The organism is Rhizobium sp. SRDI943 (assembly GCF_057653695.1).
This window is the reverse complement of sequence record NZ_JBYGKN010000002.1, coordinates 1,456,396-1,482,866: the sequence shown is the minus strand read 5'-3', so window position 1 is coordinate 1,482,866 and position 26,471 is coordinate 1,456,396. Positions and strand designations below refer to the sequence as shown.

The following is a 26,471-nucleotide window of genomic DNA, read 5'->3' as shown; positions in this document are numbered from 1 at the left end:
CATGACGATCTCCTCTGAGCACGCAGACAGCGTCAACACCGGCGGCCTCCGCAACTGGCTGCTCGCACCGGAGCCTCGAGGCTGGTTCCAGTCATCGGCGCAGCAGATTCATCAAGGCTGGCGGAAATTCAGCCTGCACCCGCTTGGTCTGGCGGGACTGGCCATTATCCTGCTGCTGATCGCCGTGGCGCTGGCCGCACCCCTGCTGACGAGCTACGATCCGATCGTTCAGGACATGGCCGGGCGGCTTGCCGCGCCATCGGCGAGCCATTGGCTCGGCACCGACAATTTCGGCCGCGACGTCTTTTCCCGGGTGATCTATGGCGCCCGCACGACGCTCTACATCATCATGCTCGTCACGGTCATCGTCGCCCCGCTCGGCCTGCTGATCGGCACCGTCTCAGGTTATTTCGGCGGCCTCGTCGACGAAATCCTGATGCGCGTCACCGATATTTTTCTCTCCTTCCCCGGTCTCGTGCTGGCGCTGGGTTTTGCCGCAGCGCTCGGTCCGGGCATCACCAATGCAATCATCGCGATTTCACTGACGGCCTGGCCACCGATCGCGCGTCTTGCGCGCGCCGAGACGCTCAGCCTGCGCAAGGCGGATTACATCGCCGCCGTGCGCCTGCAAGGCGCGACATCACTCGCGATCATCACTCGTCACATCCTGCCGATGTGCATTCCCTCAGTGATCGTCCGCGTCACCCTCAATATGGCCGGCATCATCATCACTGCCGCCGGTCTCGGCTTCCTCGGCCTCGGCGCGCAGCCGCCATGGCCGGAATGGGGGTCGATGGCCGCCAGCGGACGTGAATTCATGCTCGACAGCCCCTGGGTCATCGCAGCACCCGGCATTGCCATTGCGCTCGTCAGCCTCGCCTTCAACCTCGTCGGCGATGCGCTTCGCGATGTTCTCGATCCCCGAGGTTCAGAATGACAGAGCCCTTGATCGATATTCAAAATCTCGAAATCGCATTTGGCGGCGGACAGGTGCGGGCCGTGCGCGGCGTGAGCTTTTCGCTTGGACAGGAAAAGCTCGGGATCGTCGGTGAATCCGGATCGGGAAAGTCGACCGTCGGCCGCGCCATCATGAAGCTGCTGCCACCGACGGCCATCGTCAATGCCGAGCGGATGCGGTTTCGCGACGTCGATCTGCTCAAGGCGAACGAAAAAACGATGATGACGATCAGGGGCCGGCGGATCGGCCTGATCCTGCAGGACCCGAAATATTCGCTCAATCCCGTCATGCGGATCGGCGAACAGATCGCCGAGACCTACCGCTTCCATCATCCGAGGGTGAGCAAGAGCAAGACCTACAGGCAAGCGCTCGATATGCTCGAAGCCGTCCAGATCCGTGATCCCGAGCGTGTTGCCCGCCTTTACCCGCACGAAATCTCGGGTGGCATGGGTCAGCGGGCGATGATCGCCATGATGCTGATTGCCGAACCCGAAGTGCTGATCGCAGACGAGCCGACGTCAGCGCTCGACGTGACGGTGAGGCTCGAGATCCTGGCACTGCTCGACGAGCTCGTCTTGCGCCGCAATCTCGGTCTGATCTTCATCAGCCACGACCTCAATCTCATCCGGAATTTCTGCGATCGCGTCCTCATCATGTATGCGGGGCGGGTCGTGGAAGTGCTCGAAGCGCGCGATCTCGACAAGGCCCGACATCCTTATACGCAAGGATTGCTGGCATCCCTGCCGACGATCGAAGATCCCCCTGCCCGGCTGCCGATCCTTAAACGAGATCCGGCCTGGCTTGAAGAATTCGCATTGGAGCCGCCGCGGTGATTAAAATCGACAATCTTACGGTCCGTTTCGGACCCGGGCAGCGGCCTGTCGTTCGAGACGTAAGCTTCGCCATCGAAAAGGGAACTGCTTTCGGTCTGGTCGGCGAGTCCGGCTGCGGGAAGTCCACTGTCTTGAGGGCGCTTTCCGGCCTCAACGCCAACTATGACGGCCGGATCGAGCTCCACGGCGAGCCGTTAAGTCAACGGCGCAGTCGGCCATTCTTCCGCCGGGTGCAGATGGTGTTCCAGGACCCCTACGGATCCCTCCATCCCCGCAAGACCATCCGCTCGCAGCTGAAAGAACCGCTGCGCAACCAGGGCCTCGATACGAATTCCGTCGACGTCAACGCCGTCCTGAGATCGGTCGGCCTCGATCCGGCGCTGAGCTACCGATTTCCGCACCAGCTCTCCGGCGGCCAGCGCCAGCGCGTGGCCATCGCCCGCGCGCTGATGCTGAATCCGGACGTTCTGCTTCTCGACGAACCGACATCGGCGCTCGACGTGTCAGTTCAGGCCGAGATCCTCAATCTCCTCCAGGATTTGCGCGTCAATCGCGGTCTGACCTATCTGCTCGTCAGCCACGACCTCGCCGTCGTCTCGCATATGTGCAGCCGCGTCGCCATCATGGAAGCGGGCGAAATCGTCGAACAGGTCGATGTCGGCGCCCTCCGAAGAGGTGCGGTCGAACACCCCTATTCGCAACGCCTGCTGCGCGCGAGCCGGATGTACGGAAGGGCGTAGCTGTTGGTCGGTGGGCCCCTGCCTGCTTCTTGATGCCACAAGCTACCGACCGCAATGGGCTTCGATAGCAGAAGTGATCTCCTGCCAATCCTGGAGATGAATTTCGTGGCCACCGCCTTCGAGCCGAATGAGCTTTGCTCCCTTGACGGTTCGTGCCAGCAATTCGCCGTGCTCAACGGGATAAATCGGATCAGCCGTTCCGTGTATGACAAGGAGCGCGCGGCAAGTTCAGCCAGTTTGCTCCTTAAGGTCTGGCCGCCCTTCACCATGAAATGATTGGTAGCGCTGACGAAGTTTTGGGCCCGTTTGACGTCACGTTCAACAAAGGCGCGCGCCTGCCGTTCATCGTAAGGGTGCGCCGAACCGGCGATCATCTGGGTATCCTTGACGAGGAATTCGATCACCTGGGCATTGTCTGTCCAATCGACGTTCTCACCCGTCGCTGCGTGCTCCATGTAGGCGTCGGTAGTGTGGGGTAGAGCACTGGTATCAACGCCCACCGGCGTGGTGGAGATCAGTGTTAGCGTCTTGACGCGCTTCGGATTTGACAGTGCCGCGATCTGGGCGATCGTGCCGCCCAACGACATTCCAATCAGATTGGCGCGATCTATGCCGTAGCCATCAAGTACCCTTGTGGCGTCCTCGGCCATGTCGTCCATCGCATAGGGCGGCTCCCCCGGCGGGTAGATCGTTGAGCGGCCGGTGTCTCGATTATCGTAGCGGAGGACATAGAACTCGTGATCAGCAAGCTTTTGGCAGAATCCGTCCGGCCACCACAACATGGAAGCCATGGCGCCCATGATGAGCAGGATCGGCTCATGCGCCGGATTGCCGAAAGCCTGAGTGGCAATCTCGACGTCGTCAAACTTGATCATACGTTCAGTCACTTGGCGGCATCCTTTATTGGCTTGGATGAGGCAGCGAAAATCGCAGGCCTTCGTATCTGCAGGCTTCCACGCGAACGCCACTCGACGTCTGCATGTTCCCTATCCTGTGGCTAAGGTGAGTGGTGCCGCATCGGGCATATTGAGTATGACGGTCCCCAAAAACCATTTTCGCGGCATAAGGTGGTCCAAGCGGATTCAGGTCAGGGTTCCGGGGACGGAATATCGCCGGCACGTGGGATCTCCACATCGCTGCTCTGCTAGGTCGGGATGACTATGTCTTCATCTCTGCTAATCTCGAACTTCAGGTTTCAGGGTCAGCCGCGACGGCGATGGATGGCACACGTTTTATGCTCGCAGACCAGAGTGATGCACACGTCTTGCAACGTGCCTTGATGTCGATCGATCAAATGACATGCACGCCGAGGGAGCGAAATCAGCAGGCGTCAGATCTTTTGCTGAGGGATGTCTATTGATACCCATGCGTGGCGGTTCTCATCGTAAACCGCCTGCGATGGCTCCAAGTCTCGCTTCTCGTCGAAACAGCCAAGTGCGACTGCTGTTAAACCCGGCCTGAACTCCGGTTTCCAAAAAACGGTCGAACCGCATGTGGGACAAAAATGGAATTCGATCAGCTTCCCGCTATCACCCGATCTCCTGAAGGTCGAAGACAACCCAGTTTCCTCGGTTGTTTCCGATGCAAAAAAGACCCCTACCCCAAAGCTTGATCCTGTCCGGCGTTGACAAGCGGCGCAATGGCAGACGGAAATTTTTAGGGGGTTTCCACGTGCGATGATGGAAAGTGCACCACACGAGCATGAAGCTCTTCTTTCCACGTAGGACCCCACTCTGTTTGAAGCCTTGGCGCCGTTCGCAGCGACAGAGCTAATGGCGGCTATTTCGGCCACCCGCGCGGATAAACGATGTCTGCACGGACGGAAGAGGTTCGAAACATAGTGGCGTCGGAACATTCCGACGCCACATCAGCATTTCTGACGCCGTGTCAGTACCCACGTAATCTCAACTTGCTCGGGCGTGTCTTGCACGGACCGCAGTTGCCAGCGTCTGATGCGGCGAGGGTGAAAGAGCGTGATGATGGGTGACGCTGGCTGCAGCAGGATTGCGGATGTTACGCGCTCCTACGTTAAAGCGGGAGATCAGTCTGGATAGCGTGACGACTTCTTCCGCAAGTCTGCTGGTACTTGCGGTGGCCTCTTCAACCATCGCGGCATTCTGTTGCGTGACCTGGTCCATCTGATTGACGGCAGTGTTGACTTCGGCGAGACCGGTTGCCTGCTCCCTTGCCGCGGTCGCAATTGAGTGGACGTGATCGTTGATTTTGGTGACCTGTGTTTGGATCAGGCTCAAGGCGTCTCCTGTAGCGGTCACCAAGCTAACGCCGGTGCGTACCTCTCCGCTTGAACGGGTGATCAGTTCCTTGATGTCCTTTGCGGCGCGAGCAGAACGCTGAGCAAGCTCGCGAACCTCTTGCGCGACAACGGCGAAGCCCTTGCCGGCCTCACCCGCGCGGGCCGCTTCGACGCCTGCATTCAATGCAAGCAAGTTCGTTTGAAAGGCGATCTCGTCTATGACACTGATGATCTGACCAATCTCGCCGGAGGCCTGTTCAATAAGACCCATGGCGGCAACAGCATCACTGACCACCGCACTCGATTGATCTGTGCTTCGACGCGCTTCGCCAACCATTTGACTGGCTTCCGATGCTCGATCCGTAGAATTCTTAACCGCCGATGTGATCTCCTCAAGCGCTGCAGCGGTTTCCTCCAATGAAGCAGCCTGCTGTTCCGTTCGTTTGGACAAATCGCCGGCCGCATCGCTAAGTTCACCGGTCCCAGAATTGATTGTGTCGATCGCGGTACCGACTTCCGCTATAACCGTTCGAAGACCCTCCATCGTCGCATTCACATTGCGCTTTAGCTCCCCGAAGGCCCCCTGAAATTCGCCTTCCATCTCCTCGGTGAGATTTCCCTCCGCCAGCGCCGCGATCACACGTTGGGTCTCACTGACGCCCCGATGAACAGACGTCACGAGCTCATTGACGCTTCCCGCGAAACGATTGAGGTCCGGACTATCATAAGTCGTCTCAATTCTTTTGGTGAAATCTCCCGCCACCGCCGCCGCAACCACCTTCGAAATATTTGATGAGAGGTCCGCGCTCTTAGCGTGCAGCGCAGTTTCCTGGGCGTTGAGATGGCGCATCCTAATGCCGTTCTGCTTGAACACTTCCACCGCACCCGCCATAGCGCCGATCTCGTCAGGTCGGCTGGCGAACGGTATGATTGTCTCAAGGTCGCCGTCGGCCAGTTGTTTCATACTGGTGGTCAACTTCCCGATTGGGCGAGCGATCGCCCTGGAACCAAAAATAGCTGACCCGATGAGGGTCATCACCACTAGACATCCCGCTCCGAGACTAACCTGCATCGCCAAGCTAGATGCTGTTGCCATCTGCTGACCTGCTTCGTCCGCTTTCCCTTTGGCCGCTGTTACACACTCGTCGAGCAACGATCCGATTTCATCGGCAATAGTCAGCAGCTTGACTTGAGCGGACCTTTCCGCGCTGGCAGCCTTGGAGCCGTCGGCTGAGTTGTCCAACTTCGCGTCGATAGCGGTTGAAAGCCCCCCGAACTCGGTCATCCACTGACTTGTCAATTCGGAGACCTTTGACACTCGATCCTTATTGGTCTGGAGCGTTATACTGGCGCTCGCGCTTGTCAGGTATTTGATGACCGACTCATGGCGCTTGGCGACATACTCGCGCGCCTTCGTCGCTTCGGCCGAGCTTTCCGCGAGGCGCAATTCCATCATTCCCATCATCATGCCGCGTAGCGACGCTTTCGCATCAACCAGGTCACGGGAAATGACCAATTGCATCCGGCCGAAATCGGAGCTCTTGCCGACCGAGGTGCCCCCGACCCAGACCGCCACCAGCAAGATCGCAACCATGAGAATGGCGGCTGCGGACATGGCGGTTAACTTGGCACCTATACGGGTAAAAAGTTTGGGCGGCATTTCGATGCTCCTTGGCGCACGGGACGACCGGCTCCCGGCTGCTGCGATTGGTCAACAAGCTGGACAAACGTGCTCCAGCTGCACTTTGCATTCGGGTTCCCAACACCAACTCCCACACGCAACGACGCTGTGGGTGGTTATTTAGAATTATAGTAATGAGCTTAAGTTTCTGTTGAGGCTGTGGGCGACGGTCTGTGGTGGGTTTTTCGCGGATCATCGAGGCATGCAAAAATCGGTCGATCGCCAGTTGCTACCGATTGAGCCGCGAGAGTGGGTTACGGTGCGCGCAACCGAACGGGGCACCTACAACCGTGCAGAATTGTGCCGCTTTGGCCGGCCGCTTCCACGCGCGCAGCCGATTGCCCCTACCGATGATGAGGGCGCCCGGTCAAACAGCGGGCGCCATCTTTTTATTTCCAGCTCGTATAATCGTCGGCGACGCAACCAAACGGCGCGCGACCCTGACCAAACCGCTTCTTCAGTTGCTCGCATCCCCACTCGTTCAACGGCGCTGGCATGAGATTGTTGATGTCCATGCCAGGCGATTGGAATGCTGTCGGGGAAGTCGTGATGTACCAGAGCCAGAAGCCGACCACACCGACGACCATCAGAAGCAACACACCGAAGAAAAACTTCACCCGCTTCCAGATCGATACCGTCCTTTTGGTGTCTTCGATCAACACCGGAACGCTCTGATCGCGTTCTTGCTGATACGCGAAAGGTGCAAGAGCTGCGGTGCGTTCTTTATCCGTAAGCTCCACACGCTGCAGCCGATCGTCGAGAAGCACCGGCAGGGCAGTATTGCCGTGCCTCACGGCCAATCCGATCGCCTTGCCATTGGCTTCACCGACGATCAGAGGCTCCTCTCCATCCTTCATGCGCGTGTAAGCCGATCGCCCTGTTTTGTCATCGGCAATCTTGTCGTTGTAGGTGATGGAAAGGACGCCGCGTTTGCGGTCGAATGCGGTGATCTCGACCGGGACAGGGGTCAGCATGGCAGGCCGAAGCAACTGGCCCTTGACCCGCCAAATGCGGATGGCGAGAAAAATCATCCCCAGGCCCATGCCGCCAAGCAGGACGGCAAACACAGTAAGCGTGATGATCCGGTTCCAGAGCATGTCCAGACCCAGGCTCATCGTCGCAAGTTCCGGATGATCGGCTGATATCACCAGACCCGTTTCATAGTCGCCGGTATGGAAATCGACGAACATGACCTCGACTTCGGTATCGTAGTCTCGTCCACCGTAGCTGTAGACCAGGCGTGCCTCGCAATCGGTAAAGACTGCCTTGCGTGTCGTGCATCGCCCATTTTGCACGTCGCCATTTTCGAGCGTCAAAGGGTTCTGGCTGATCTGGAAATCGCGGATCACACCTGGTGCTTCCGAGACGAATAGAAAGCCAGCCAGTGCCAGGATAATGGGCGTTGACCAAAAGTAAGCATTCGGCGTGGAGATGACGTTGCGCGCCAACGAGAGCGGGCGACCAGGAAGAACAAGCGAAATCAAAGGCGTCGGCCCCCTCATATGTGACAGCCCCGTGGGCTGGCAAAGTTTCTGTCGGCGGCCCCCTATGCAGCAGTTCAAAACGCAACAACCTCCTTTGCGCATCTCAAGACGCGCGGCGCTGTAGCGGAACTGAAGCCATCCCAGCCGGCTCGCACAATCTCATTGTGCAAGACCGATCTAAAGCTTCAGGCGGTAGATCGGCAATCCCTTTCAGCGTGCGTGGGCATCATTGGCCCGTTGATCTTGTTGAAAACGTGCGCGCCGTGTTGGGAACGCGATCGAATGCCGCCCATACGGAACCAAATCATCGTCGAGCGGTTATATGACACCCTCCTCCTCGAAGAGCCGAGCGTCATGATGCGGATGTTATGCGGCCCGAAAGTTAGCCAGATGTTTAAGATCCTTGCCTGCGCAATCGCCGCTGCGACGGCGTCAATGCTCACGGCCGGCGCCGCCCACGCCGACGAATCCGCCTTCCTCAAAACACTGGCGGGAAATTGGAGCGGTAACGGTACGGTGAAAGTGCGAACAAACGCACCCACCATTAAAGTCACTTGCCGCTTCAAGTCGGACGCGAATGCAAGTTCCCTCGCACTCAATGGACGCTGCACCAGTCTCGTCGTTTTTTCCCGTGTCATCAGCGCTAACCTCAAGGCCAGCGGTGACAGCTACACCGGCTCCTACGTGGGCGCGGGCACCGGCACCGCGGGTCTAGGCGGAAAGCGCGCTGGTAATGCCATAAGCCTCGCGATCAAATGGGCAAAAGAGGTCAATGGCGACCGCCGTGCGCAGATGACGATCGAAAAAACCGGGGCATCGGGCATGCGCCTAACAACCGTCGATACCGACCCCGCTACAGGTCGATCGGTTGTTACGAGCCGCATTGACCTTCGTCGGAGCTGATATCTTTTTACATTCAAAGAGCCGTCGGCGTGCTAAAGGGTTGATAGAGAAGCCCCGAAGCTATAGTTTCGCCTTCGCAAATCGCTGAACGACACAAGGAAATAGTTATCTCATGCCGACAGGTACCGTTAAATTCTTCAATGACGACAAGGGCTTCGGCTTCATCACCCCTGAGGGTGGCGGGCAGGACGTTTTTGTTCACGTGTCTGCGCTGCAGAGCGGCGGGTCGCTCCGCGAAGGCGACAAGGTCAGCTTCGAAGTTGGACAAGATCGCAAGACCGGAAAATCGAAGGCTGAGAACGTCTCGACTCTCTGATCAAAAATGGCCCAACCTGCATTGAGCGGGTTGGGCTCATCATTACGAGCCGCAGGCGCGAATGCCTTCGTACTCTACAGCGCGGCGCGATTTTTCATATTCGCTCTTCGCGCTTTAGGTTTTTGTGCGCATGTCGTTGTCGGAAAACCGCTGCACAGTTGCGCGGTATGCTTTAAGCCGAAACGCCGCCAATCGAGGTCTGGGCGTGTCGTTTAACGCCAGCACCTTGGAAATTCCGAATAGTGACGACCCTCACGCCAGCGCAGTCGCGGCAAACTGAGCATTTTGTCTCTGAGAAAAGGATGTTCCACGCATTCGCTTTAGACAATGCGAGGAGTTCATCACGGCGAAGAGCCCATCACACCCCTGATAGAATGCTTTCCGCGGCCTTCTCGGCAATCATGATCACCGGCGAGTTGGTATTGCCCGACACGATTGTCGGCATGATCGAGGCATCGACCACCCGCAGTTTCGCCAGCCCATGCACCCGCAATTGCGAATCAACAACCGCCATCGTGTCGCTGCCCATCTTGCAGGTGCCGACCGGATGGAAGATCGTCGTGGCGATATCGCCGACACGACGGATCAGGTCCTCGTCGGTCCGGTATTCCGTGCCCGGCAACATCTCCTGCGGCCGGTACTTGGCGATGGCACCGGCCTCCATGAGCCGGCGGGCGTGCCGGATCGATTTCGTCGCAACCATCCGGTCGCCGACGGTCGAAAGATAATTCGGGCGTATTTCCGGCGCCACCGAAAGGTTCGGGCCGCTAACATGCACGCTCCCCCGGCTCTCCGGCCGCAGATTGCAGACGGAGACGGTGACGGCGGGATATTTGTGCAGCGGCTCGCCGAGCCGGTCGGTGCTCAAGGGCTGCACGTGATATTCGAGATCGGCGGTCGCAACAGCCGGATCGCTCTTGGCAAAGATACCGAGCTGGCTCGGCGCCATCGACAGAGGCCCGGACCGGCGCAGCATATATTCAAGCCCCATGCCCGCGCGGGTGAACAGGTTGTGATAGAGCTGGTTCAGCGTCTTTGCGCCCTCGATGCGGAAGACCGTGCGGATTTGCAGATGATCCTGCAGGTTTTCGCCGACACCTGGAAGTTCGTGGACGACGTCCAGCCCAGCAGCCGACAACACATCCGGTCGACCGATCCCGGAAAGCTCAAGGATTTTCGGCGAATTGATCGCACCGGCAGACAGAATGACCTCGCGACCGGCGCGAGCCAGATGACTCCGTCCGTTCAGCCGGAACCGCACGCCGGTCACCATTCTGCCCTCGAATTCCAGCCGCTCGGTTTCGGCGCCGGTCAGCACACGCAGATTGGGCCGCTTCATCGCCGGGCGCAAGAAGGCCTTGGTCGTGTTCCAGCGCAGGCCGCCGCGCTGGTTGACCTCGAAATAGCCCGAGCCTTCATTGTCGCCATCGTTAAAATCGTCGGTCTTCGGGATGCCGAGTTCTTCGGCGGCATCGCGAAAGGCATCGAGGATCGGCCAGGACAGCCGCTGCTTTTCCACCCGCCATTCGCCGCCTGCCCCGTGCATTGGCGACTGGCCACGATAGTTGTCCTCGGATTTCAGGAAATAGGGCAGCACGTCGTCCCAGCCCCAGCCGGAATTACCCGCCTGCCGCCAGCCGTCGTAATCGGCCGCCTGGCCGCGCATGTAGATCATGCCGTTGATCGACGAACAGCCGCCCAGCACTTTTCCACGCGGATAGGGCAGTGACCGACCGTTCAGTCCGGCCTCCGCCGCCGTCCTCATCATCCAATCGGTGCGCGGATTGCCCATGCAGTAGAGATAGCCGATCGGTACATGCACCCAATGGTACCGGTCGCTGCCGCCGGCTTCGAGCAGCAGGACGCGGGTTTTCGGATCGGCCGATAGCCGGTTGGCCAGAACGCATCCCGCCGATCCCGCGCCGACGATGATGATGTCGTAGCTTCCCGCATCAATGGCTGCATCATTCACACGAATATTCACGCCGCTGCCCCCGCTGCCGCCGGGGGGACCGCCGTCAGACGCCGCCAGAGCGGTGCCATCGCTTCGGCGATATCCTGATAGAGAGCGTAGCGCCGCGCGTAATGCGCCTCAAGCGAGACATCCGGACGATAAAGCCTCTCGGTCCGGACCATGGCCGCAGCACCAGCGCCGAAGTCCGCGAAAATGCCGACGCCGGTTCCGGCCGCAATCGCCGCTCCCAGCGCACCGGTTTCACGCGAGCGGGCAACGCTGACCGGAACGCCGAGCACATCGGCAAAGATCTGCGGCCAGATCAGGCTGCGCGAGCCGCCGCCGGAGAGCACCGCTTCGTTGAACACCGCGCCGGCCTTTCGGATCGTCTCGATGTGCTGGCGATGACCGAAGGCGACCCCTTCGAGAAGCGCGCGAACGAGATGCCCCTTGGTGTGCCAACCGGCAATGCCATAGAAGCCGGCGCGTGCGTGGCCGTCCTGCTGGGCGCCATAGAGATAGGGATGGTAGAGCGGGTCGTCTGCCGTGGGCTCGATCGCCCCGGCCAGCGCGCAGCAGGCATCGAAGGGCGACACGCCTTCCGCATGCTCGCCTTCGAAGAACTCCCGCACCAGCCATTCGAGATTGGCCGCCGAGGTGGCGCTGTTTTCCATCGCCATGTAGCGGCTGCGATCGAAGGTCGAGGACATGAAGACCGGCCCGTCGAGGTCGGGACTATCGATAACGACCTGGTTGATGCTCCAGGTGCCGGCGATGATCGAGGCGCTGCCGGTGCGCGAAACGCCCGAGCCGAGCGCCGAGGCGACAACGTCGAACAGCCCGCCGACCACAGGCGTCCCGGCGGCGAGCCCGGTTTGCGCCGCCACCTCTTCCGTTACCGTGCCGGCAATGTCGGCGCTTTCGATGAGCGGCGGCAACAGGTCCATGCAATCGCCCAGCCCATAGGCCTCCATCAGTGCCTTGTCGTAGCGGCGCGCGGCAAGATCGAGCAGACCGGCCCCCGACATGTCGGACACCTCGCTGACGCGGCGGCCAGTCAGGCGGTTGACGACGAAATCCTTGGAGAAGAACACCGTACCGATGCGGTTGAACAGGTCCGACCGGTGACGCTTCAGCCAGGCAAGCAATGTCGGCGTCTGGGATGGCCACGGGCGCTGGCGGGCAATCGGATAGGTCCGGTCTCCAACGCCGGCTTCTCGCCATTCATCGACCAGCCCGGCCGCCCGTGTGTCGAGCGACTGGATGCCGATGAGCGGAGCGCCGTCGCGATCAAGCGCATAGAGACCGTTGCCATGCCCGGCGCAACCGATCGCGGCAATTTCCTCCGGCTGGATCTCTGCCTTTTCGATGCAAGCGCGGATAACCTGCCGTGCATTCGTCCAGAGTTCGTCCAGACCCCGCTCGACATGCCCCGGGCTCGGCATGCGGCTGTGTCCTTCTTCGGACGCAGCTGCGATCTCCTTGCCCGCCCGGTCGAAAATCACCGCCTTGATGACGGTGTTTCCTGCGTCGAGCCCCAAAAGATAGTTTCCCATGCAGAACCCTCCCAAGGTTCGAGATCGCTGCTCAACCCTGCTGATAGAGCGCAATGGCCTGTTCGCCGCTCGCATCCTCGTGCACGATCGCCATCAGCCCACGCACCACCGCACTCGGATTGGCGTGCTGATAGATGTTGCGCCCATAAACCATGCCCATTGCGCCCTGTCGCATCAAGGCGGCGGATTTGTCGAAGACGGCACGAAGATCTTCCTTGCCGCCACCGCGCACCAGAACCGGGCAACGGGCTGCTTCCACCACTCTATGGAAATCCTCGGCACTGGTGGTCGGATCCGCCTTGACGATGTCCGCCCCCATCTCGCGGGCAAGCCGCGTCAACGTAACGATCTTGTCTGCATCGCCGTCTATCATGTAGCCACCCTTTTCGGTGACCGGCTGCATCACCAGCGGCTCGATCATCAGCGGCATGCCATACTTGTCGCAATCGGCCCGCACCCGGGAAATGTTCTGCACGCATTGGCGGAACAGGTCCGGCTCGTCCGGCAGCATGAACAGGTTGACGACGACGCAGGCCGCATCCATTTCGATCGCGCCGATCAGCGGCTCGGCCTCGTTCTGCAGCACCGCCCACATGTCGCGATGGCGGATCCGGTTATAGGGATTGCCCATGTCGATGCGCATGACCAGAGCCGGCTTGTCCTTGCCGGACACGTCCTGCAGCAGGTCTGCCTGGCCGTAATTCATCTGGATGGCATCCGGCCCGGCAGAAACCAGCGCCTTGACGACGGCCTGAATATCCTCCAGCCCGTTGAGGAAGGACGGTTCGTTGCACACGCCGTGATCGATCGCCACGTCGAGGCAACGGCCGCCGCCGAACAGCCGGTTCATCCGGACTTTGCTGTTGTGTCGCATTCTATGCTCCTTGGTTCGTTCCTTGCGGAAAGCATGTCTTCGTCGACGCCGTGGCGTTCGGTGAGAAGGGTGAGAAAACGGTCGCGCTCACGGGTGCGATGCGGGTGCGCGAGCGTCCAGTGCTTTTCCTGCGTCAGCAGGTCGAGCACAGCATCCATCATGTCGAGCGAAAGCTCGCCAGAAACAGCCAGCGTCGTGCGCCGCAAAAGCAGGTCGTCGAGATGTTCCACCGCTTCACAGCGGATCAGGAACTGCAACTCGCGCATCGAGTAGCCGGCGTGCGGCAGCGCGGCATCGGGGCCTGCCGCGATGAAACCGGCAATCGTCTCCGCATCCGTACCGTATCGGGCAAACAGCTCGCCCATGCGTGGGCCGGAGAGGCCCTTGCTGGCTGCCACCTGCGTTAGCCAAGCGGGCGCGTTGGCGGGGAATGACCGCCCGCCGCCGATCGGCCGATCGGTTGTCTGAACGCGGCGGCGCCTGCCTAGCCGTTCCAAAGACATGTCCGCCGCCAGTTCCCCGAAGGACCGGAATGTCGTCCACTTGCCGCCGATCATGCACAGAACCGGTGGACCACCCTCGGAAGGCTCCAGCACGGTGCAGAAATGATCGCGGGGAATGCGCCCTGTAAAACTGTCGGTGCTGGCCGGCAGCGGCCGCACGCCGGAAAACTGGAAAACGATCTGTTCCGGCCGGATGACGATATCAGGCAGCACGAAGGCGAGCGATTGCAGGATATAATTCCGCTCGTCTGCCTCGCAGCGCACCGTTTCCGGATCATCGACACGGATATCGGTGGAACCAACGAGAACCTTGCCGAGATAGGGAAACAGGATACAGATGCGCCCGTCCTCGTTCTCATAGTAGATCATGTGATCGGCGAGCGCGTCGCGCAGCTCTGCATTGTCGACGATCAGATGCGAGCCCTTGGTGCCGCCCATCAGTGGAGCCGGCCGCGCTTCCGGCGAAAACAGGGTCTGATTGGCGATGTCGATCCAGCCGCCGGTGGCGTTGATGATCAGCGCCGGTTCAACGGCAACGGACGCACCGCCGATCTGGTCTTCGACACGGTACTGACCATCCTCTGTCAGCCGCAGTTCCGCATAGTTCAGCGCCATTGCCCCGAACTTTGCTGACAGACCGTCCTGTAGAAGCTCGATGCCCAGCCGCTCCGGATGGCTGACCCAGGCGTCGAAATAGGTGGCGGAACTCTTGATGTCGGGATTGAGCGCCGGCCACTTGGCAAGCGTCGTGCGGCGGCCGCGAAACTGGTGGTGCGGCATCAATGCCCGCTTGCGGGTCAGGAAATCATAGATGCTCAGGCCTGCCTTGATGGCGATAGCGCCACGCCGGCTCGGGCGGCGGCTGAGACCCAGGAAGCGGACGATGCCATTGCCGAGGCCGGAAAAGATATCGAACACCGGCACCGTCGTCGGCAGCGGCGCGACGTAGTGTGGCGCATTGCGCAGCAGCCGGTCCCGCTCGACCAGCGATTCCTGCACCAGCTTGAATTCGCCGTTTTCAAGATAGCGAAGCCCGCCATGCACCATGCGCGACAGCGCCGAACTGGCCCCGGAGCAATAGTCGTGTTTCTCGACGAGCAGCACGTTCAGCCCCTGGAGCGACAGCTCCCGAAAGACGCTGATGCCGTTGATGCCGCCGCCGATGACACACACGTCCACCTTCGGGCTCCGGCGGAGCCCGTCCAATATCTCTTGCCGTTTCATGATGGCGATCCGCTACCTGTCCATGTCAGTCAGTTTCGCCGCTATGGCCGTATCGATGGCCGCAAGCTCGGCCGCATTCAGCCGGATGGTCCCGGCCCGCGCACTATCGAGCGCTTGTGCCGGATTGCGCGCCCCGCAAAGTGCAAAAGTGATGCCAGGCTGTGCCAGCGTCCAGGCAATCACGATCTGGGCGATGCTGGCGCCGTGTTTTTCGGCGACCGGCCGGATGGCGTCGGCCAGCGCCGTTGCCTTCCGGCGGTTGCCGACTGAAAAGCGCGGATTGCCCTTGCGCTGGTCGTCGCCGGAAAACACGCGGTCAGGACCGATGGTCCCGGACAGCAACCCCAGCGCCAGCGACGAATAGCTCAGCGTCGAAATGCCGTTGGCCTTTGTCAGCGGCAGAAGTTCCGCCTCGATTTCCCGGTCGATCATGCTGAACCGCTCCTGGATCGCATCGAGATCACCGGCAGCGATATAGCCATTGAGGTCGTCGGGGCTGACATTGCTTGCGCCGATTGCCCGGATCTTGCCCGATGAGCGCAGGTCTTGCAGCGCCCGCATCGTTTCCTCGATCGGGGTCGTCGGGTCCTGCCAATGAGTGATGTAGAGGTCGATATAGTCGGTTCCGAGCCGCCTAAGACTTTCCTCGACCTCGTGCAGGATCGCGTCGCGGCCGAGATAACGGTGGACCGGCTTGCCGTCCTGGTCGAAGAAACGACGGCCCTTCTGCGTATACCAGACAAGGCCGCATTTGGTAGCGATGACAGCCTTGTCGCGGCGCCCGGTCAGTGCCTTGCCGACGATCTCCTCGGAACGTCCGAGCCCATAGGCCGGCGCCGTGTCGATCAGCGTCACGCCGGCATCGAGCGATGCCTGGATTGCGGCGATGGATTCGGCTTCATCGGTCCCACCCCACATCCAGCCGCCGATCGCCCAGGTGCCGAGCCCCACCGCCGAGGCGGAAACGCCCGATCTGCCGATCTCACGTGTCAGTTGCTGTTCGCTCATGCCCATTTTCCTTCACCATTCGCCAGTGCCAGCACGCGGGCACCCGTCGCCTCATCGGTCACCAACGTATCGAGATGATTGCCGCGCAGAACACTGAGGATGGGACCTGCCTTGTTCGGCCCGCTCGCCACACCGATCTTGGTGGGGATGGAGGCGAATTCCGCCAGCGTCAGCGACACCAGCGAACGGTTGAGGCTGTAGTCGCAGACCTGGCCATGATCATCGAGCAGATGCGCCAGCAATTCGCAGGAGGCGCCGGACCGCTCGATCGCGGCGCGGTCGGTACTCGAGGATGGATGGAGGTCGTAATAGCTCGAATCGTCCGAGAGGATCGAGCCGATGCCGACCACCGCCACCTTCGCCTCACGCGCCCGTTTGAAAACGTCTGCAACGGAACGCATGTTGATCAGCATCGCCCGCTGCTCGGCATCATCGGCAAAGAGCGGTGCATGGATCTGGTAGGAACGCCCCCCAAGCCGGTCGGCCATCAAGGTCGAGACATGATTGACGTCGGTATAGTGTTTACCCTGCACGCAGCCAGTTGCTGGAATGACCTCGACATCAAAACGACGCGGCGGCTGCAGACCGGCAACGACGGCGCTCACCCCTTTGCCGCCGGTGATGCAGATCGTATCGCCGTCGGTGATCTCTTCCAGCAGCAACCTTGCTGCCGCTTCGCCGACGGCTTGAAGTGCCGTCTGCGGATTGTCGGACACTGTCGGCACCACCACGGCGCGGCCGATACCGCCAAGCGCTTGTAGCCGTTCTTCCATATCGACCAGCGGCTCGACCGGCGACTTGATCTTGATCTCGACCAGACCGAGCTGGCGGCCGCGCTTGATCAGCCGGTTGACGGTGGCGTGCGAGATGCCAAGCTGATCGGCAATCTGCGCCTGCGTCAGCCCTTCGAGGAAATGCAGCACCAGAGCCTGGTGCATCTGCCGGGCGATGACGATTTCCTCGCGCGGCGCATTTGCGGGTTTGAGCTTGGCTATCGGCATATCAGGCAGCCTTCCGCTTGTGCAGGAAATGATCGATCGAGACGGCGGCAAGCAGAATGCAGCCTTTGATCATGTCTTGCCAATAGACAGACACGTCGAGCAAGATCAATGAGCTTGTTACGACCGACAGCAGGGCAATGCCGAGAATAGCCCCAAGGATCGTGCCGGAACCGCCCTTCAGCGACGCACCGCCAATCACAGCGGCTGCGATTATGTTGAGTTCCATGCCGACACCAAAGGTCGGGGTCGCGGCACCGAAGCGAGACATGTAGATGACCCCGGCAACACCGGACAGTGTGGCGCAGAGCACCGTCACCCAGAACTTCACCTGGTTGGTCTTGATACCGGAATAGAGCGCCGCCTTCTCGTTGCTGCCGGTGTAGAACACCTTGCGGAAGGCGGTTGCCCGGCGCAGCAGGAAATCGAACAGCACGACAACCGCAACAAAAATCAGGATCACATAGGGGACGCCATAGAATGTGCCCTGCCCGACCGCCTTGAACGAGGGCGGCAAGGTGAACAGCGACAGCGGCGTTCCCTTGGTGATGATCAGGCAGATACCACGCACGATGACCATCGCCGCAAGCGAGGTGATGAAGTGGTTGAGCCCGACGACCGTGACGAAGAAGCCCATGGCACAGCCGATCAGGCCGCTGGCAAGAATGCCGATCAGAGATGCGCTCCACGGATCGAGCCCCATCAGGAACAGCGAGCCCGACAGCACCATCGAGAAGCAGACGACCGAGCCGACCGACAGGTCGATGCCGCCGACGATCAACAGGATGGTCATGCCGACGACGACGATCCCTTCCACCGAGAACGACATCAGCATCGCCCGGAAGTTGCCGAGCGTCAGAAAATGCGGCGAGGCAAAACTCATGACGATGCAGAGCGCTAGGATGATCGCGATCAGTCCCGCCTCGCGCATCGTCCCCAGCCGTTTCCAGCCGGGCGCACGTGCCTGATGTGCCGTTGCCAATGTAGCGTCCGCCATGACCCCGTCTCCTGCCCCTGCTTTTTCCCTATGCGGCATGCTCTGATGCCTTTGAATTGTTGTGACCGCCGATACCCGAGGCGAGCCGCATGATCGCTTCCTCCGTCATCGCCTCGCCCTCGACCTCGCCTGCAACCGTACCTTCGTGGATGACCAGCACCCGATCGCACAGACCGAGAAGCTCCGGCAGTTCCGACGAGATGACGACGATGCCGATGCCGGAGCGCGCGAGATCGCGCAGCAGCCGATGGATTTCCGATTTGGCGCCGACATCGATGCCGCGGGTCGGCTCATCCATCAGGATGATCTTGGGATCGACCGCCAGTTGCTTGGCAATCGCCACCTTCTGCTGGTTTCCGCCCGACAGCGACGAGACCGGCATGTCGATGCCACCCATCCGCACGCCGAGCCGCCGGACCAGGTTGTGGGCACGATCCGCCTCGGCCTTGGAATTCAACAGTCCCAGTGGCCCGGTCAGCGATTTCAAATCGAGAACGGCAATGTTCTGGGCAATGGAAAGATCGAGGAATATGCCGGAGCCTTTCCGGTCTTCCGACAGATAGACGACGCCCGCCTGCGCTGCCTGCGCATAGGAGCGCGCCCGCAGCCGCTGTCCGTGCAGCTGCACCTCGCCGTCGATTACCGGACGCAATCCGCAAATTCCTTCGGCTATCTCGGTGCGGCCCGAGCCGATCAGCCCGCCGACGCCGAGAATTTCCCCTTTGCGCAGGTCGAAGTTCACATCCGTGAAGCGGCTGCCGTCACCGAGATCGCGAACGCTCAGAATGACCTCATCGGTCCGCTCCGCCGGCGCCTGCTTTTCCGGATAGAGCTGGGTGATCTCGCGCCCGACCATGCGGCGCACAACATCATCCGGCGTCACGTCCGCCACCTTCTCCGTCGAGACATAACGGCCATCGCGAAACACGGTGACCCGGTCGCACAGGCTGAAGATTTCGGCCATGCGGTGGCTGATATAGATGATCGAAATACCCTGCGCCTTGAGGTCGCGGATGATTGCGAACAGGACCTGCGTCTCCGATTCCGTCAAAGCCGCCGTCGGTTCGTCGAAGATCAGCACCCGACAATCGAGCGTCAGCGCCTTGGCGATCTCGACAAGCTGCTGGCTGGAAATCGACAAGTCGCCGACTTTGCGGCGCACGTCGATCGGCGCCAGACGGTTCATCACGACCTGCGCATCCCGCTCCAGCCGCCCATAATTCATGAAAGGCGAGCGGCGGCGGTTGGTCGCGGCCATGAACATGTTCTCGGCCACCGTCGCATCGGGGCAGAGCGCGATTTCCTGATGCACGAGGCCAAGCCCGAGCGATTGCGCCACGGCCGGCGACGTCACTTTTACCGGCGCGCCATCGACGAGAACATCCCCCTCGGTCGGCTGCAGCACGCCGGCAATGATGTTCATCAGCGTCGACTTGCCCGCGCCGTTTTCGCCGCAAAGCGCATGAACCTCGCCCTTCTCCAGGCTGAAGCTCACCTCCGTCAACGCCTTCACCGCACCGAAGTGCTTGCTGACATTGCGGATTTCCAAAACCGGCACCGACGCCATCATCGTCTCCTCCTCCCGCTCGCGGTGGCTGTCCGGAGTTTCCTGCCCCCGGACAGCCGGCACAAAAGCTTACTCCTCGATGCCTTTGGTGCCCCGCCGCTTCAGATACTTGTCCCAGTAGAAATCGTCGGCATTGGCAGCCGTGACGATCGACAAGCCGTTGTCGACGAACGGAATGCTCATCGGATTGAAGCCGACGCGCTTGGCGTCGTTCATCGGGTCGATGAGTTCCGGATGCTTGGCAAGCCACAGGAGCATGAAGCCCATGTAACCCTGCATGCCCTGGTTCGGGTTGATCGAGCCGAACACTTCGCCCGCCTTGATCATGTCGAGAATGTTGGCGTTGACGTCGGCGCACATCACGAGGATCTTGCCGCCGCTTTCCTTATTGGCCTGCGAAGCGCCGATGGCCGAATTCGCTTCCGGCATGAAGACGGCGCCAATGTTCGGATGTGCCTGCACCAAGCTCATCAGACCCTGATAAGCCTTGTTCGGGTCCTGGTTGGACGCAGCCCGGCCGACGAGCTTCATATCCGGATATTTTTCCTCCATACGGGCGATGAAGGCGGCGATACGCTTGTCGTGGTTGTCCTGGCCCGGATTTTCGAGAACGCCATACTCACCCTTGCCACCCATCTTTTCGGCAATCGCGTCGGCCGCATAGGTGCCTTCGCGGGTATTGTCCGACGTGACGAACGAGATGCGCTTGGAAAGCGGCGCATCGGCTGCGAATGTCACGACCGCCGTGCCCTGGTCGATCGCCCGGTTGATCGGCTCGATGAACGGGTCGGAGTTCATCGGGTGAACGAGAATACCGGCCGGGTTCTGGGCCAGCGCCTGGTCGAAAGTGGCGATCTGCTTGTTGACGTCATATTCCGGCGTGCCGGTATAGGCGGTCTCGCAACCGAGCTGCTGACCGGCCTGCTTGAACATTTCATAGACCGGGAACCAATATTCGACGCCCGATACCATGACGTTCATGACGTATTTTTCACCGGGCTTGCAGCGGAATGGATTTTCCGCGTCCGCATTGGCCGCGCCGGCGAAAAGCGTCGATGCAAGGACCGCCAATGCGGTCGTGCTTAGAAATTTGCGCAAGTTTCCTCCTCGAGGCCGAAGCCCCTCCCAAATATCCGGCGGCGCCTCAGCGGCTGCCGATGATCCATTGAAGACCGGAGTTCCTCCTCGAAGTCCGGTATGGGTAGATAATCGCAACGGCAGAGCGCTGTCAATATAATTCATCATGTGAAATATATTTCACAACGCTCTCTCGCGTGGCGGTCGATGTAAGCCGCCCAGCGCTCGAGAATTCATGCCGATCGTCGTGGCGACTGGTGATGTCGCCCAGTTCCGCAAACGACCCCAATAGAGCGCGTCCGCTTTTCCGCGCACCGGGAACGCTTTATCTTTTGGTTTTGTGCAATCCGGGTGCAAGTCCGCGAGGCACTTTGGTGGAATTGCTCTACAGCCGATTGCGCGCAATAGGGGTCACGGAAACATGACGACCTATGCTTCCGCCTGACTTGGATGCACGGGCTGGCCGCCGATCGCTTGGAAGGCACCCGGAATCTTTGCAAGTATTTTGGGCGTATCACCTCGATCAGACGATATTCAGCAGCCCGATCAGGCAAAGCCCCAGAGCCCCCAGCGCCAACAGCGACAGCGCCGCCGATGCGAGGACACGACCGCCGGTATGGGCGACGGATCTGACATCGACGGAGAGGCCCAAAGCGGCCATGGCGGTGACGGTGAAGGCGGCGGAGACCGCCGCCATCCCGGGCAGCAGCGGCGCCGGGATCGCGTCGAGGGAACGAAGCGTCGCCATGGCTGCAAAACCGAGGATGAACCATGGGAGAACATGGCGGAGATTGACTGGCGAACCGCCAGGGCGGCGGTCATGAACTGCGCCGAGCACGAGGATGACCGGTCCGAGCATCATCACGCGGATCAGTTTGACGAGCGTGCCCACCTGGGTGCTGACGGCTCCGGCAGAGGCCGTGGCCGCCAGGACCTGCGGGACGGCATAGGCTGTCACTCCTGCAAAAACGCCATATTGTACGGCGCTCAGACCAAAGAGCAGGTGAAGAAGCGGCAGCGTCAGCACTGCACCGATGCCGAGTAGTGCGGTAAAGGCTATCGAGGCCGCGATATCGTCGGGTTTGGCGCCGATCACGGGCGCCGCGGCGGCAATCGCGGAATTGCCGCAGATCGAGTTGCCGCAAGCAACCAACGTCGCCAGGCTGGCCGACAGCCCGAAGAGCCGCCCGATAACAAAGCTGCCGGCCAAAGACAGAGCAACCAGAACGGCAATTCCGCCGACAAGCGGCAGTCCGGCCTGCCTGATGGCAGCCGTGCTGAGCGAGGCGCCGAGCAACACGACCGCAATCTCGAGCAATGTCTTGGCGGCGAATTGGATGCCGGGAATAAACGTCTGCGGCAGGCAGATCGAGGAGCGCACGGCAATGCCGATCAGAATGGCGAGCACGAGGCTCTCGATCCAGTGCGAGCCGAAAACCATCGTCTGCAGCTGTTCAACGAGATACGCAGAGAGCGTGACTGCCGCACTCAGGACAAGCCCCGGCAGGACGGCGGGAAGCGACAGGGAACGTGAGGTGGAACCGAGCATCGGCAAGACCTTGCGGAGGGCTCTAATCTCCCACACTCAATTGTCGACTTCCATTGAATAGTATAGCATCGTTCATTCGGTAAAATCGAACGATTGAATCAATGACGTTTGAACAGCTTTCCATTTTTATCGCGGTTGCAGAACGCGAGCATCTGACCAAAGCCGCCTTCGCGATCGGGCTCACGCCATCGGCCGTCAGCTCGGCTATCCGCAATCTCGAGACCTCCTATGGCGTCGAGCTTTTCCACCGCGTCGGACGCCGCATAGAGCTGACATATGAAGGACGGGTGTTTCTGGGGGAGGCTAGAGCGACGCTGGCGCGCGCAAAGGCGGCAGCGCTCGTCCTGTCCGATCTCGGCGGCTTGCAAAAGGGCGAACTGGTCGTTTTTGCGAGCCAGACGATCGCCAGCTACTGGCTGCCGGCGATGCTGATGCGTTTCAAGATCCGCTACCCGGGCATTGACCTGAAGCTGATGATTGGCAACACGACCACGGCGGCAAAAGCGGTTCTCGATGGATTGGCCGAAGTCGGTTTCGTCGAAGGCAGCGTTGATGAGCCGGCGCTCAATGTTCAGCCGCTTGCCGAGGACGAACTCCTTATCGTCGTCGGTCCGCGCCATCCCTGGGCGCGTGGCAAACCAATTGCACCGGCAGAGCTGGTTTCGGGCGCAAAATGGGTCATGCGGGAAAAGGGGTCCGGAACCCGATCGGCTTTCGAGGCGGCGATTTCCAGTCTCGGCATAGCCCCCGCAGATCTGGCTGTCGCGCTTGAGCTGCCGTCGAACGAGGCGGTCATATCGGCGGCAAGAGAGGGCCTCTGCGCGACGGTCGTCTCAGGTGCCGTGGCCGCGCCGCTCTTGACGCAAGGTCTGCTGGTAAAGGCGCGCTTCCCTCTGCCGTCCCGCCAATTTGCGATCCTGCGGCATAAACAAAGGCACTCCAGTCGTGCCTCGCTGGCGCTGGAAACCATATGCCGCGAGGACAAAGCGGCCGAAGTCCAGAATTGGGATGATTGGGCGCTTTAGGTCGGATCCATCGCGCCGGTGGTCAGCTTCATCGCATCATCGAGCGCTTGACATCGGCATTGTTAAGGCAGAAGCCGCACTCGGCCACGCATGCGCGGCTGCTTTGCGAGGATGCGAGAGATGACAACCAAGACTGGCGTAGCCAACGCCGGAAACCTGATCATGACCGGCGTCCTGCTGATGCTGCTTGGCGATCTGCTCTTTGCGCTGAACGATGCAATGGGCAAGTGGTTGGTCGCGAGCTTTGCCGTCGGCCAGGTGCTGGTGATCCGCTCGGTCGGCGCTTTCATCGTGCTCGGGCCAATGATCCTGCGGCAAGGGCCGATGGCCTTGTTCCGCGTCGAGCAGAAGGGCTTGCAGTTCATCCGTGTTTTCATGGCGACTGTCGATGTCGCCCTATTCTACGCTGCCGTCGCCTATCTGCCGCTCGCAGATGTGATGACCTTCTATATGGCCGGACCGATCTATATCGCGGCGCTCTCGCATTTCTTTCTCGGAGAGAAGATCGGCTGGCGCCGTTGGCTGGCCGTTCTGATCGGCTTTGCCGGCGTCGTCATCGCGCTGCGTCCATCCACGGCGATGCTGTCGCTTCCATCGCTCTTCGGTCTTGCCGGCAGCCTTGCCTTTGCGCTGTCGCTGGTGATGAGCCGCTATCTGCGCTCGACCAGCGACACGACGCTGGTGACATGGCAGACGATCGCCGCGCTCGTCACCGGCATCGTCTTGAGCATCGGCCACTGGCAGCCGGCAACGCTCATCGACTGGTCCGGCATGCTGCTGCTCGGCATCGTCGCCTCCTGCGCGCATCTGCTCATCACCCGCTCGCTGAAGCTCGCGCCGGCATCGCTGCTCGCGCCGCTGCAATATACGCTGCTGCTCTGGGCGATCGTCCTCGGCTACCTGTTCTTCAACGATATTCCCGATGCGCAGATCATCGTCGGCGCCGCAATCATCGTCGTTGCCGGGCTCTTCATCTTCCACCGGAAGAATTTGAAAGAGACGGTTCCGACTGAGGCCGTCCCGCCCGACGGCCATTGAGGGCTACAGCGCTGCTTATCTTTCAGCTTCGCATGGGACGCGGCTGTAACTCCTGGAATTCCTTCATACTTCCATCCTTAGACCGTGCGGGAATAGGTCAAACGGACGGGGGCTCAGTCACGCGGGCCTTCCAGGGAACAATTTGGACGCTTGCACGCTACTCCCGAGCATTCAAGCCCGGGAGATCGCAATGGCGTCCATGACCCTCGAAGACCTATCCTCGCAACTGAAGAAGATCGATTTCTGCATGCTGTCGACGAATGCCGGGTCGGGCCGCATCTCGGCCCGACCGATGAGCAATAACGGCGACGTCGAATATGACGGGGATTCCTGGTTCTTTTCCTATGAAGATACCAGGAAAATCACGGAGATCGAAGGCATCGACACCGTCTCGCTGACGTTCACGGCGCCTCCCAGCCTCCTCGGCAAGCCGGGGATTTTCATCGCTGTCGAGGGCTTCGCCTCGCTGGTGCGGGACAAGGCGGCATTCGAAGAACATTGGGTGCCCGATATCGAGCGGTGGTTTCCTGAAGGAGTGGATACTCCTGGGATCGTTCTTATCAAGGTTTCAGCGTCCTCCATCCGGTACTGGGATGGTGAGGAAAACGGCGAGGTCGTCCTGCCTGGCTCAGCGAGTTAAGATCATGGCATAAAGCGTGCCCTATTCTGCGGGCGGCTCCTCCCAGCCGAAGACGGTCCGGCCGCCGAAATCGGCGGATTGGCGGAATTCGCCGGCGATGATTTCCTTGAGGTCGGGACCGGTCACAAAGCGTTCCATCTGCCTGGATTGGTCGTCCAGGCGCTTGAGCGCCTGCAACTCCTCCTCGCGTCCGAGCCTGCCCTTCTGCACCGCCGATTTCATCACGGCGATCGTCTCGTCATAGACCTTGAGCGGGACCGGAAAAGGATGGCGGTCCTTGCCGCCATGGGCGATCGAGAAGCGCGCCGGATCGGAAAAACGGCAAGGCGCGCCGTGGACGACTTCCGCCACCATCGCCAACGCCTTCACCGTGCGGGCGCCGACGCCTGGAACGAGCAGCAGCTCTTCGAAATCCGCCGGCCCGCGGTCGGCGGCGGCAGCCAGATTTCCATGCAGGCGCCGCATGTTGACGTCGCTCTCGCGGACATCGTGATGGGCGGGCATGATCAGGTGCGGCAGCATCGGCTGTTCGGCGGGTTCGGGCGCCGGCGCTTCGGCACGCAGCAGTGCGGCGGCTTCGCGGATGATCCGGTCGGGACCGAGGGTCGCCAGCAGATCGAGCTGACCGCGCCGCGAGCGCTCGGCGCGCCGGTCGGCAAGATTGACGATCTCACCCTGGCTTCTTCCCTCGATTGCCGCATGCGGCGAGTCGACGAAGCTCTCCAGCCCTTCGGATAGCCAATGATAGCGCCGGGCCTGCCGCTTATCGCCGTTCATGCCTTGCTGGACGACCACCCAATGGCCGTCATCGGCGACGATGAACCCGTGTAGATAAAGGTCGAACCCGTCCTGGAGGGCGGCGCTGTCGACCTTGGCAATAAGACGGCTCGTGGTCGCGAGCCCCTCCCCGTCGAGACCGACACGCTCGCCGATCGAGACGAGCTCCTGCGGCGTCTTGCGCGAATGCGCGCCGCGGCCGCCGCAGACATGCAGACCGAGCTCGCCGGCACGCGGCTTCAGCCCGCGCTTCAGCGCGCCGAGAACGCTGGTGGTGATGCCGGAAGAATGCCAATCCATGCCCATGACCGCGCCGAAGGACTGGAACCAGAAGGGATGCGCGAGCCTGCGCAGGAATTCGTCGCGGCCATAATGATGGACGATCGCCTCGGTGATCAGCGTTCCGAGCCGCGTCATCCTGTCGCCAAGCCAATACGGCACGCGTCCCCCGTGAAGGGGAAGATCGGCGCTGCCTGCTCGTTGTGACATCTCGTTTCCTTGCACTTCGTATCGCC

General features: G+C 60.7%; 22 protein-coding genes and 1 pseudogene. 8 read left to right on the top strand and 15 right to left on the bottom strand.

The features are described 5' to 3' along the window. Position 1: 1 nt before the first annotated feature. From AC245Y_RS31180 to AC245Y_RS31170, 3 genes are read left to right on the top strand one after another with little or no spacing between them, the layout of a single operon-like run. Positions 2-937 (top strand): ABC transporter permease, encoded by a 936-nt coding sequence (locus AC245Y_RS31180; RefSeq protein WP_003562648.1) that lies wholly within the window; start codon positions 2-4, stop codon positions 935-937. Next, positions 934-1,791 carry an ABC transporter ATP-binding protein gene (locus AC245Y_RS31175; protein WP_012755515.1) on the top strand — a complete coding sequence of 286 codons (858 nt, stop codon included), beginning with the start codon at positions 934-936 and terminating at the stop codon, positions 1,789-1,791. Before AC245Y_RS31180 ends, AC245Y_RS31175 begins: the two co-directional genes overlap by 4 nt. Further along, entirely contained in the window at positions 1,788-2,531 is a 744-nt protein-coding gene (locus AC245Y_RS31170; protein WP_003562653.1) for an ABC transporter ATP-binding protein, read from the top strand. The genes AC245Y_RS31175 and AC245Y_RS31170 overlap by 4 nt, the downstream gene beginning before the upstream one ends. 42 nt (positions 2,532-2,573) lie before the next feature. On the opposite strand, the pseudogene AC245Y_RS31165 reads toward AC245Y_RS31170, so the two are convergent. From AC245Y_RS31165 to AC245Y_RS31150, 4 genes and pseudogenes are all read right to left on the bottom strand, one after another. After that, positions 2,574-3,418 (bottom strand): annotated as a pseudogene (locus tag AC245Y_RS31165) (alpha/beta fold hydrolase). Between the two features lie 443 nt (positions 3,419-3,861). Next, positions 3,862-4,251 carry a GFA family protein gene (locus AC245Y_RS31160; protein WP_012755513.1) on the bottom strand — a complete coding sequence of 130 codons (390 nt, stop codon included), beginning with the start codon at positions 4,249-4,251 and terminating at the stop codon, positions 3,862-3,864. A gap of 184 nt (positions 4,252-4,435) precedes the next feature. Next, a complete protein-coding gene (locus AC245Y_RS31155) occupies positions 4,436-6,445 on the bottom strand; it encodes a methyl-accepting chemotaxis protein (RefSeq protein WP_017996304.1) in 2,010 nt (669 codons plus the stop codon). A 410-nt stretch (positions 6,446-6,855) separates the two neighbouring features. Next, positions 6,856-7,968 (bottom strand): hypothetical protein, encoded by a 1,113-nt coding sequence (locus tag AC245Y_RS31150; RefSeq protein ID WP_012755511.1) that lies wholly within the window; start codon positions 7,966-7,968, stop codon positions 6,856-6,858. A gap of 264 nt (positions 7,969-8,232) precedes the next feature. Between AC245Y_RS31150 and AC245Y_RS31145 the strand changes: the two genes are divergently transcribed. Both AC245Y_RS31145 and AC245Y_RS31140 read left to right on the top strand, forming a co-directional pair. Continuing rightward, positions 8,233-8,853 carry a hypothetical protein gene (locus AC245Y_RS31145; protein ID WP_012755510.1) on the top strand — a complete coding sequence of 207 codons (621 nt, stop codon included), beginning with the start codon at positions 8,233-8,235 and terminating at the stop codon, positions 8,851-8,853. Between the two features lie 112 nt (positions 8,854-8,965). After that, positions 8,966-9,169, top strand: a complete 204-nt coding sequence (locus AC245Y_RS31140) for a cold-shock protein (protein ID WP_003550088.1) — start codon at positions 8,966-8,968, stop codon at positions 9,167-9,169. A gap of 358 nt (positions 9,170-9,527) precedes the next feature. Here the strand turns inward: AC245Y_RS31140 and AC245Y_RS31135 are convergent, their stop codons facing one another. The 10 genes from AC245Y_RS31135 to AC245Y_RS31090 all read right to left on the bottom strand — a co-directional run bounded on the left by AC245Y_RS31135 (position 9,528) and on the right by AC245Y_RS31090 (position 22,512). Further along, positions 9,528-11,153, bottom strand: a complete 1,626-nt coding sequence (locus tag AC245Y_RS31135) for a GMC family oxidoreductase (RefSeq protein WP_003562665.1) — start codon at positions 11,151-11,153, stop codon at positions 9,528-9,530. After that, entirely contained in the window at positions 11,150-12,679 is a 1,530-nt protein-coding gene (locus AC245Y_RS31130; RefSeq protein ID WP_003562666.1) for an FGGY-family carbohydrate kinase, read from the bottom strand. The genes AC245Y_RS31135 and AC245Y_RS31130 overlap by 4 nt, the downstream gene beginning before the upstream one ends. Before the next feature lie 31 nt (positions 12,680-12,710). Next, positions 12,711-13,553, bottom strand: a complete 843-nt coding sequence (locus AC245Y_RS31125; RefSeq protein ID WP_032996897.1) for a class I fructose-bisphosphate aldolase — start codon at positions 13,551-13,553, stop codon at positions 12,711-12,713. Continuing rightward, positions 13,526-15,280, bottom strand: a complete 1,755-nt coding sequence (locus AC245Y_RS31120) for a glycerol-3-phosphate dehydrogenase/oxidase (RefSeq protein WP_487762874.1) — start codon at positions 15,278-15,280, stop codon at positions 13,526-13,528. The genes AC245Y_RS31125 and AC245Y_RS31120 overlap by 28 nt, the downstream gene beginning before the upstream one ends. 12 nt (positions 15,281-15,292) lie before the next feature. Continuing rightward, on the bottom strand, positions 15,293-16,288 hold the full coding sequence (locus tag AC245Y_RS31115; RefSeq protein ID WP_017996306.1) for an aldo/keto reductase: 996 nt from the start codon (positions 16,286-16,288) through the stop codon (positions 15,293-15,295). After that, on the bottom strand, positions 16,285-17,289 hold the full coding sequence (locus tag AC245Y_RS31110) for a sugar-binding transcriptional regulator (protein ID WP_003562674.1): 1,005 nt from the start codon (positions 17,287-17,289) through the stop codon (positions 16,285-16,287). The genes AC245Y_RS31115 and AC245Y_RS31110 overlap by 4 nt, the downstream gene beginning before the upstream one ends. A gap of 1 nt (position 17,290) precedes the next feature. Then, complete coding sequence (locus tag AC245Y_RS31105; RefSeq protein WP_017996307.1) at positions 17,291-18,283, bottom strand: ABC transporter permease; 993 nt, start codon at positions 18,281-18,283, stop codon at positions 17,291-17,293. A gap of 28 nt (positions 18,284-18,311) precedes the next feature. Next, positions 18,312-19,850, bottom strand: a complete 1,539-nt coding sequence (locus AC245Y_RS31100; protein WP_020487087.1) for a sugar ABC transporter ATP-binding protein — start codon at positions 19,848-19,850, stop codon at positions 18,312-18,314. 69 nt (positions 19,851-19,919) lie between these two features. Next, complete coding sequence (locus AC245Y_RS31095) at positions 19,920-20,948, bottom strand: substrate-binding domain-containing protein (protein WP_017996309.1); 1,029 nt, start codon at positions 20,946-20,948, stop codon at positions 19,920-19,922. A gap of 502 nt (positions 20,949-21,450) precedes the next feature. After that, the gene (locus AC245Y_RS31090; protein WP_017996310.1) at positions 21,451-22,512 is read right to left on the bottom strand and encodes a YeiH family protein; all 1,062 of its coding nucleotides are present in this window, start codon (positions 22,510-22,512) and stop codon (positions 21,451-21,453) included. A gap of 65 nt (positions 22,513-22,577) precedes the next feature. Between AC245Y_RS31090 and AC245Y_RS31085 the strand changes: the two genes are divergently transcribed. The 3 genes from AC245Y_RS31085 to AC245Y_RS31075 all read left to right on the top strand — a co-directional run bounded on the left by AC245Y_RS31085 (position 22,578) and on the right by AC245Y_RS31075 (position 25,179). Further along, positions 22,578-23,501 (top strand): LysR family transcriptional regulator, encoded by a 924-nt coding sequence (locus AC245Y_RS31085; RefSeq protein ID WP_017996311.1) that lies wholly within the window; start codon positions 22,578-22,580, stop codon positions 23,499-23,501. A 120-nt stretch (positions 23,502-23,621) separates the two neighbouring features. Continuing rightward, complete coding sequence (locus AC245Y_RS31080) at positions 23,622-24,539, top strand: DMT family transporter (protein WP_026157593.1); 918 nt, start codon at positions 23,622-23,624, stop codon at positions 24,537-24,539. Between the two features lie 190 nt (positions 24,540-24,729). Then, positions 24,730-25,179: a pyridoxamine 5'-phosphate oxidase family protein gene (locus tag AC245Y_RS31075; RefSeq protein WP_017996313.1), complete on the top strand. Its 450-nt coding sequence runs from the start codon at positions 24,730-24,732 to the stop codon at positions 25,177-25,179. Between the two features lie 21 nt (positions 25,180-25,200). Here AC245Y_RS31075 and AC245Y_RS31070 read toward each other — a convergent pair whose 3' ends face one another. Continuing rightward, positions 25,201-26,445 carry a DUF763 domain-containing protein gene (locus AC245Y_RS31070; RefSeq protein WP_017996314.1) on the bottom strand — a complete coding sequence of 415 codons (1,245 nt, stop codon included), beginning with the start codon at positions 26,443-26,445 and terminating at the stop codon, positions 25,201-25,203. Positions 26,446-26,471: the final 26 nt, after the last annotated feature.

Bases quoted from the DNA above. Each gene is read 5' to 3' on its own strand.
- AC245Y_RS31180 (WP_003562648.1), top strand. From the start codon at position 2: ATGACGATCTCCTCTGAGCACGCAGACAGCGTCAACACCGGCGGCCTC.
- AC245Y_RS31175 (WP_012755515.1), top strand. From the start codon at position 934: ATGACAGAGCCCTTGATCGATATTCAAAATCTCGAAATCGCATTTGGC.
- AC245Y_RS31155 (WP_017996304.1), bottom strand. From the start codon at position 6,445: ATGCCGCCCAAACTTTTTACCCGTATAGGTGCCAAGTTAACCGCCATG.
- AC245Y_RS31150 (WP_012755511.1), bottom strand. From the start codon at position 7,968: ATGAGGGGGCCGACGCCTTTGATTTCGCTTGTTCTTCCTGGTCGCCCG.
- AC245Y_RS31145 (WP_012755510.1), top strand. From the start codon at position 8,233: ATGCCGCCCATACGGAACCAAATCATCGTCGAGCGGTTATATGACACC.
- AC245Y_RS31140 (WP_003550088.1), top strand. From the start codon at position 8,966: ATGCCGACAGGTACCGTTAAATTCTTCAATGACGACAAGGGCTTCGGC.
- AC245Y_RS31130 (WP_003562666.1), bottom strand. From the start codon at position 12,679: ATGGGAAACTATCTTTTGGGGCTCGACGCAGGAAACACCGTCATCAAG.
- AC245Y_RS31125 (WP_032996897.1), bottom strand. From the start codon at position 13,553: ATGCGACACAACAGCAAAGTCCGGATGAACCGGCTGTTCGGCGGCGGC.
- AC245Y_RS31120 (WP_487762874.1), bottom strand. From the start codon at position 15,280: ATGAAACGGCAAGAGATATTGGACGGGCTCCGCCGGAGCCCGAAGGTG.
- AC245Y_RS31115 (WP_017996306.1), bottom strand. From the start codon at position 16,288: ATGAGCGAACAGCAACTGACACGTGAGATCGGCAGATCGGGCGTTTCC.
- AC245Y_RS31110 (WP_003562674.1), bottom strand. From the start codon at position 17,289: ATGCCGATAGCCAAGCTCAAACCCGCAAATGCGCCGCGCGAGGAAATC.
- AC245Y_RS31105 (WP_017996307.1), bottom strand. From the start codon at position 18,283: ATGGCGGACGCTACATTGGCAACGGCACATCAGGCACGTGCGCCCGGC.
- AC245Y_RS31100 (WP_020487087.1), bottom strand. From the start codon at position 19,850: ATGGCGTCGGTGCCGGTTTTGGAAATCCGCAATGTCAGCAAGCACTTC.
- AC245Y_RS31085 (WP_017996311.1), top strand. From the start codon at position 22,578: ATGACGTTTGAACAGCTTTCCATTTTTATCGCGGTTGCAGAACGCGAG.
- AC245Y_RS31080 (WP_026157593.1), top strand. From the start codon at position 23,622: ATGACAACCAAGACTGGCGTAGCCAACGCCGGAAACCTGATCATGACC.
- AC245Y_RS31075 (WP_017996313.1), top strand. From the start codon at position 24,730: ATGGCGTCCATGACCCTCGAAGACCTATCCTCGCAACTGAAGAAGATC.
- AC245Y_RS31070 (WP_017996314.1), bottom strand. From the start codon at position 26,445: ATGTCACAACGAGCAGGCAGCGCCGATCTTCCCCTTCACGGGGGACGC.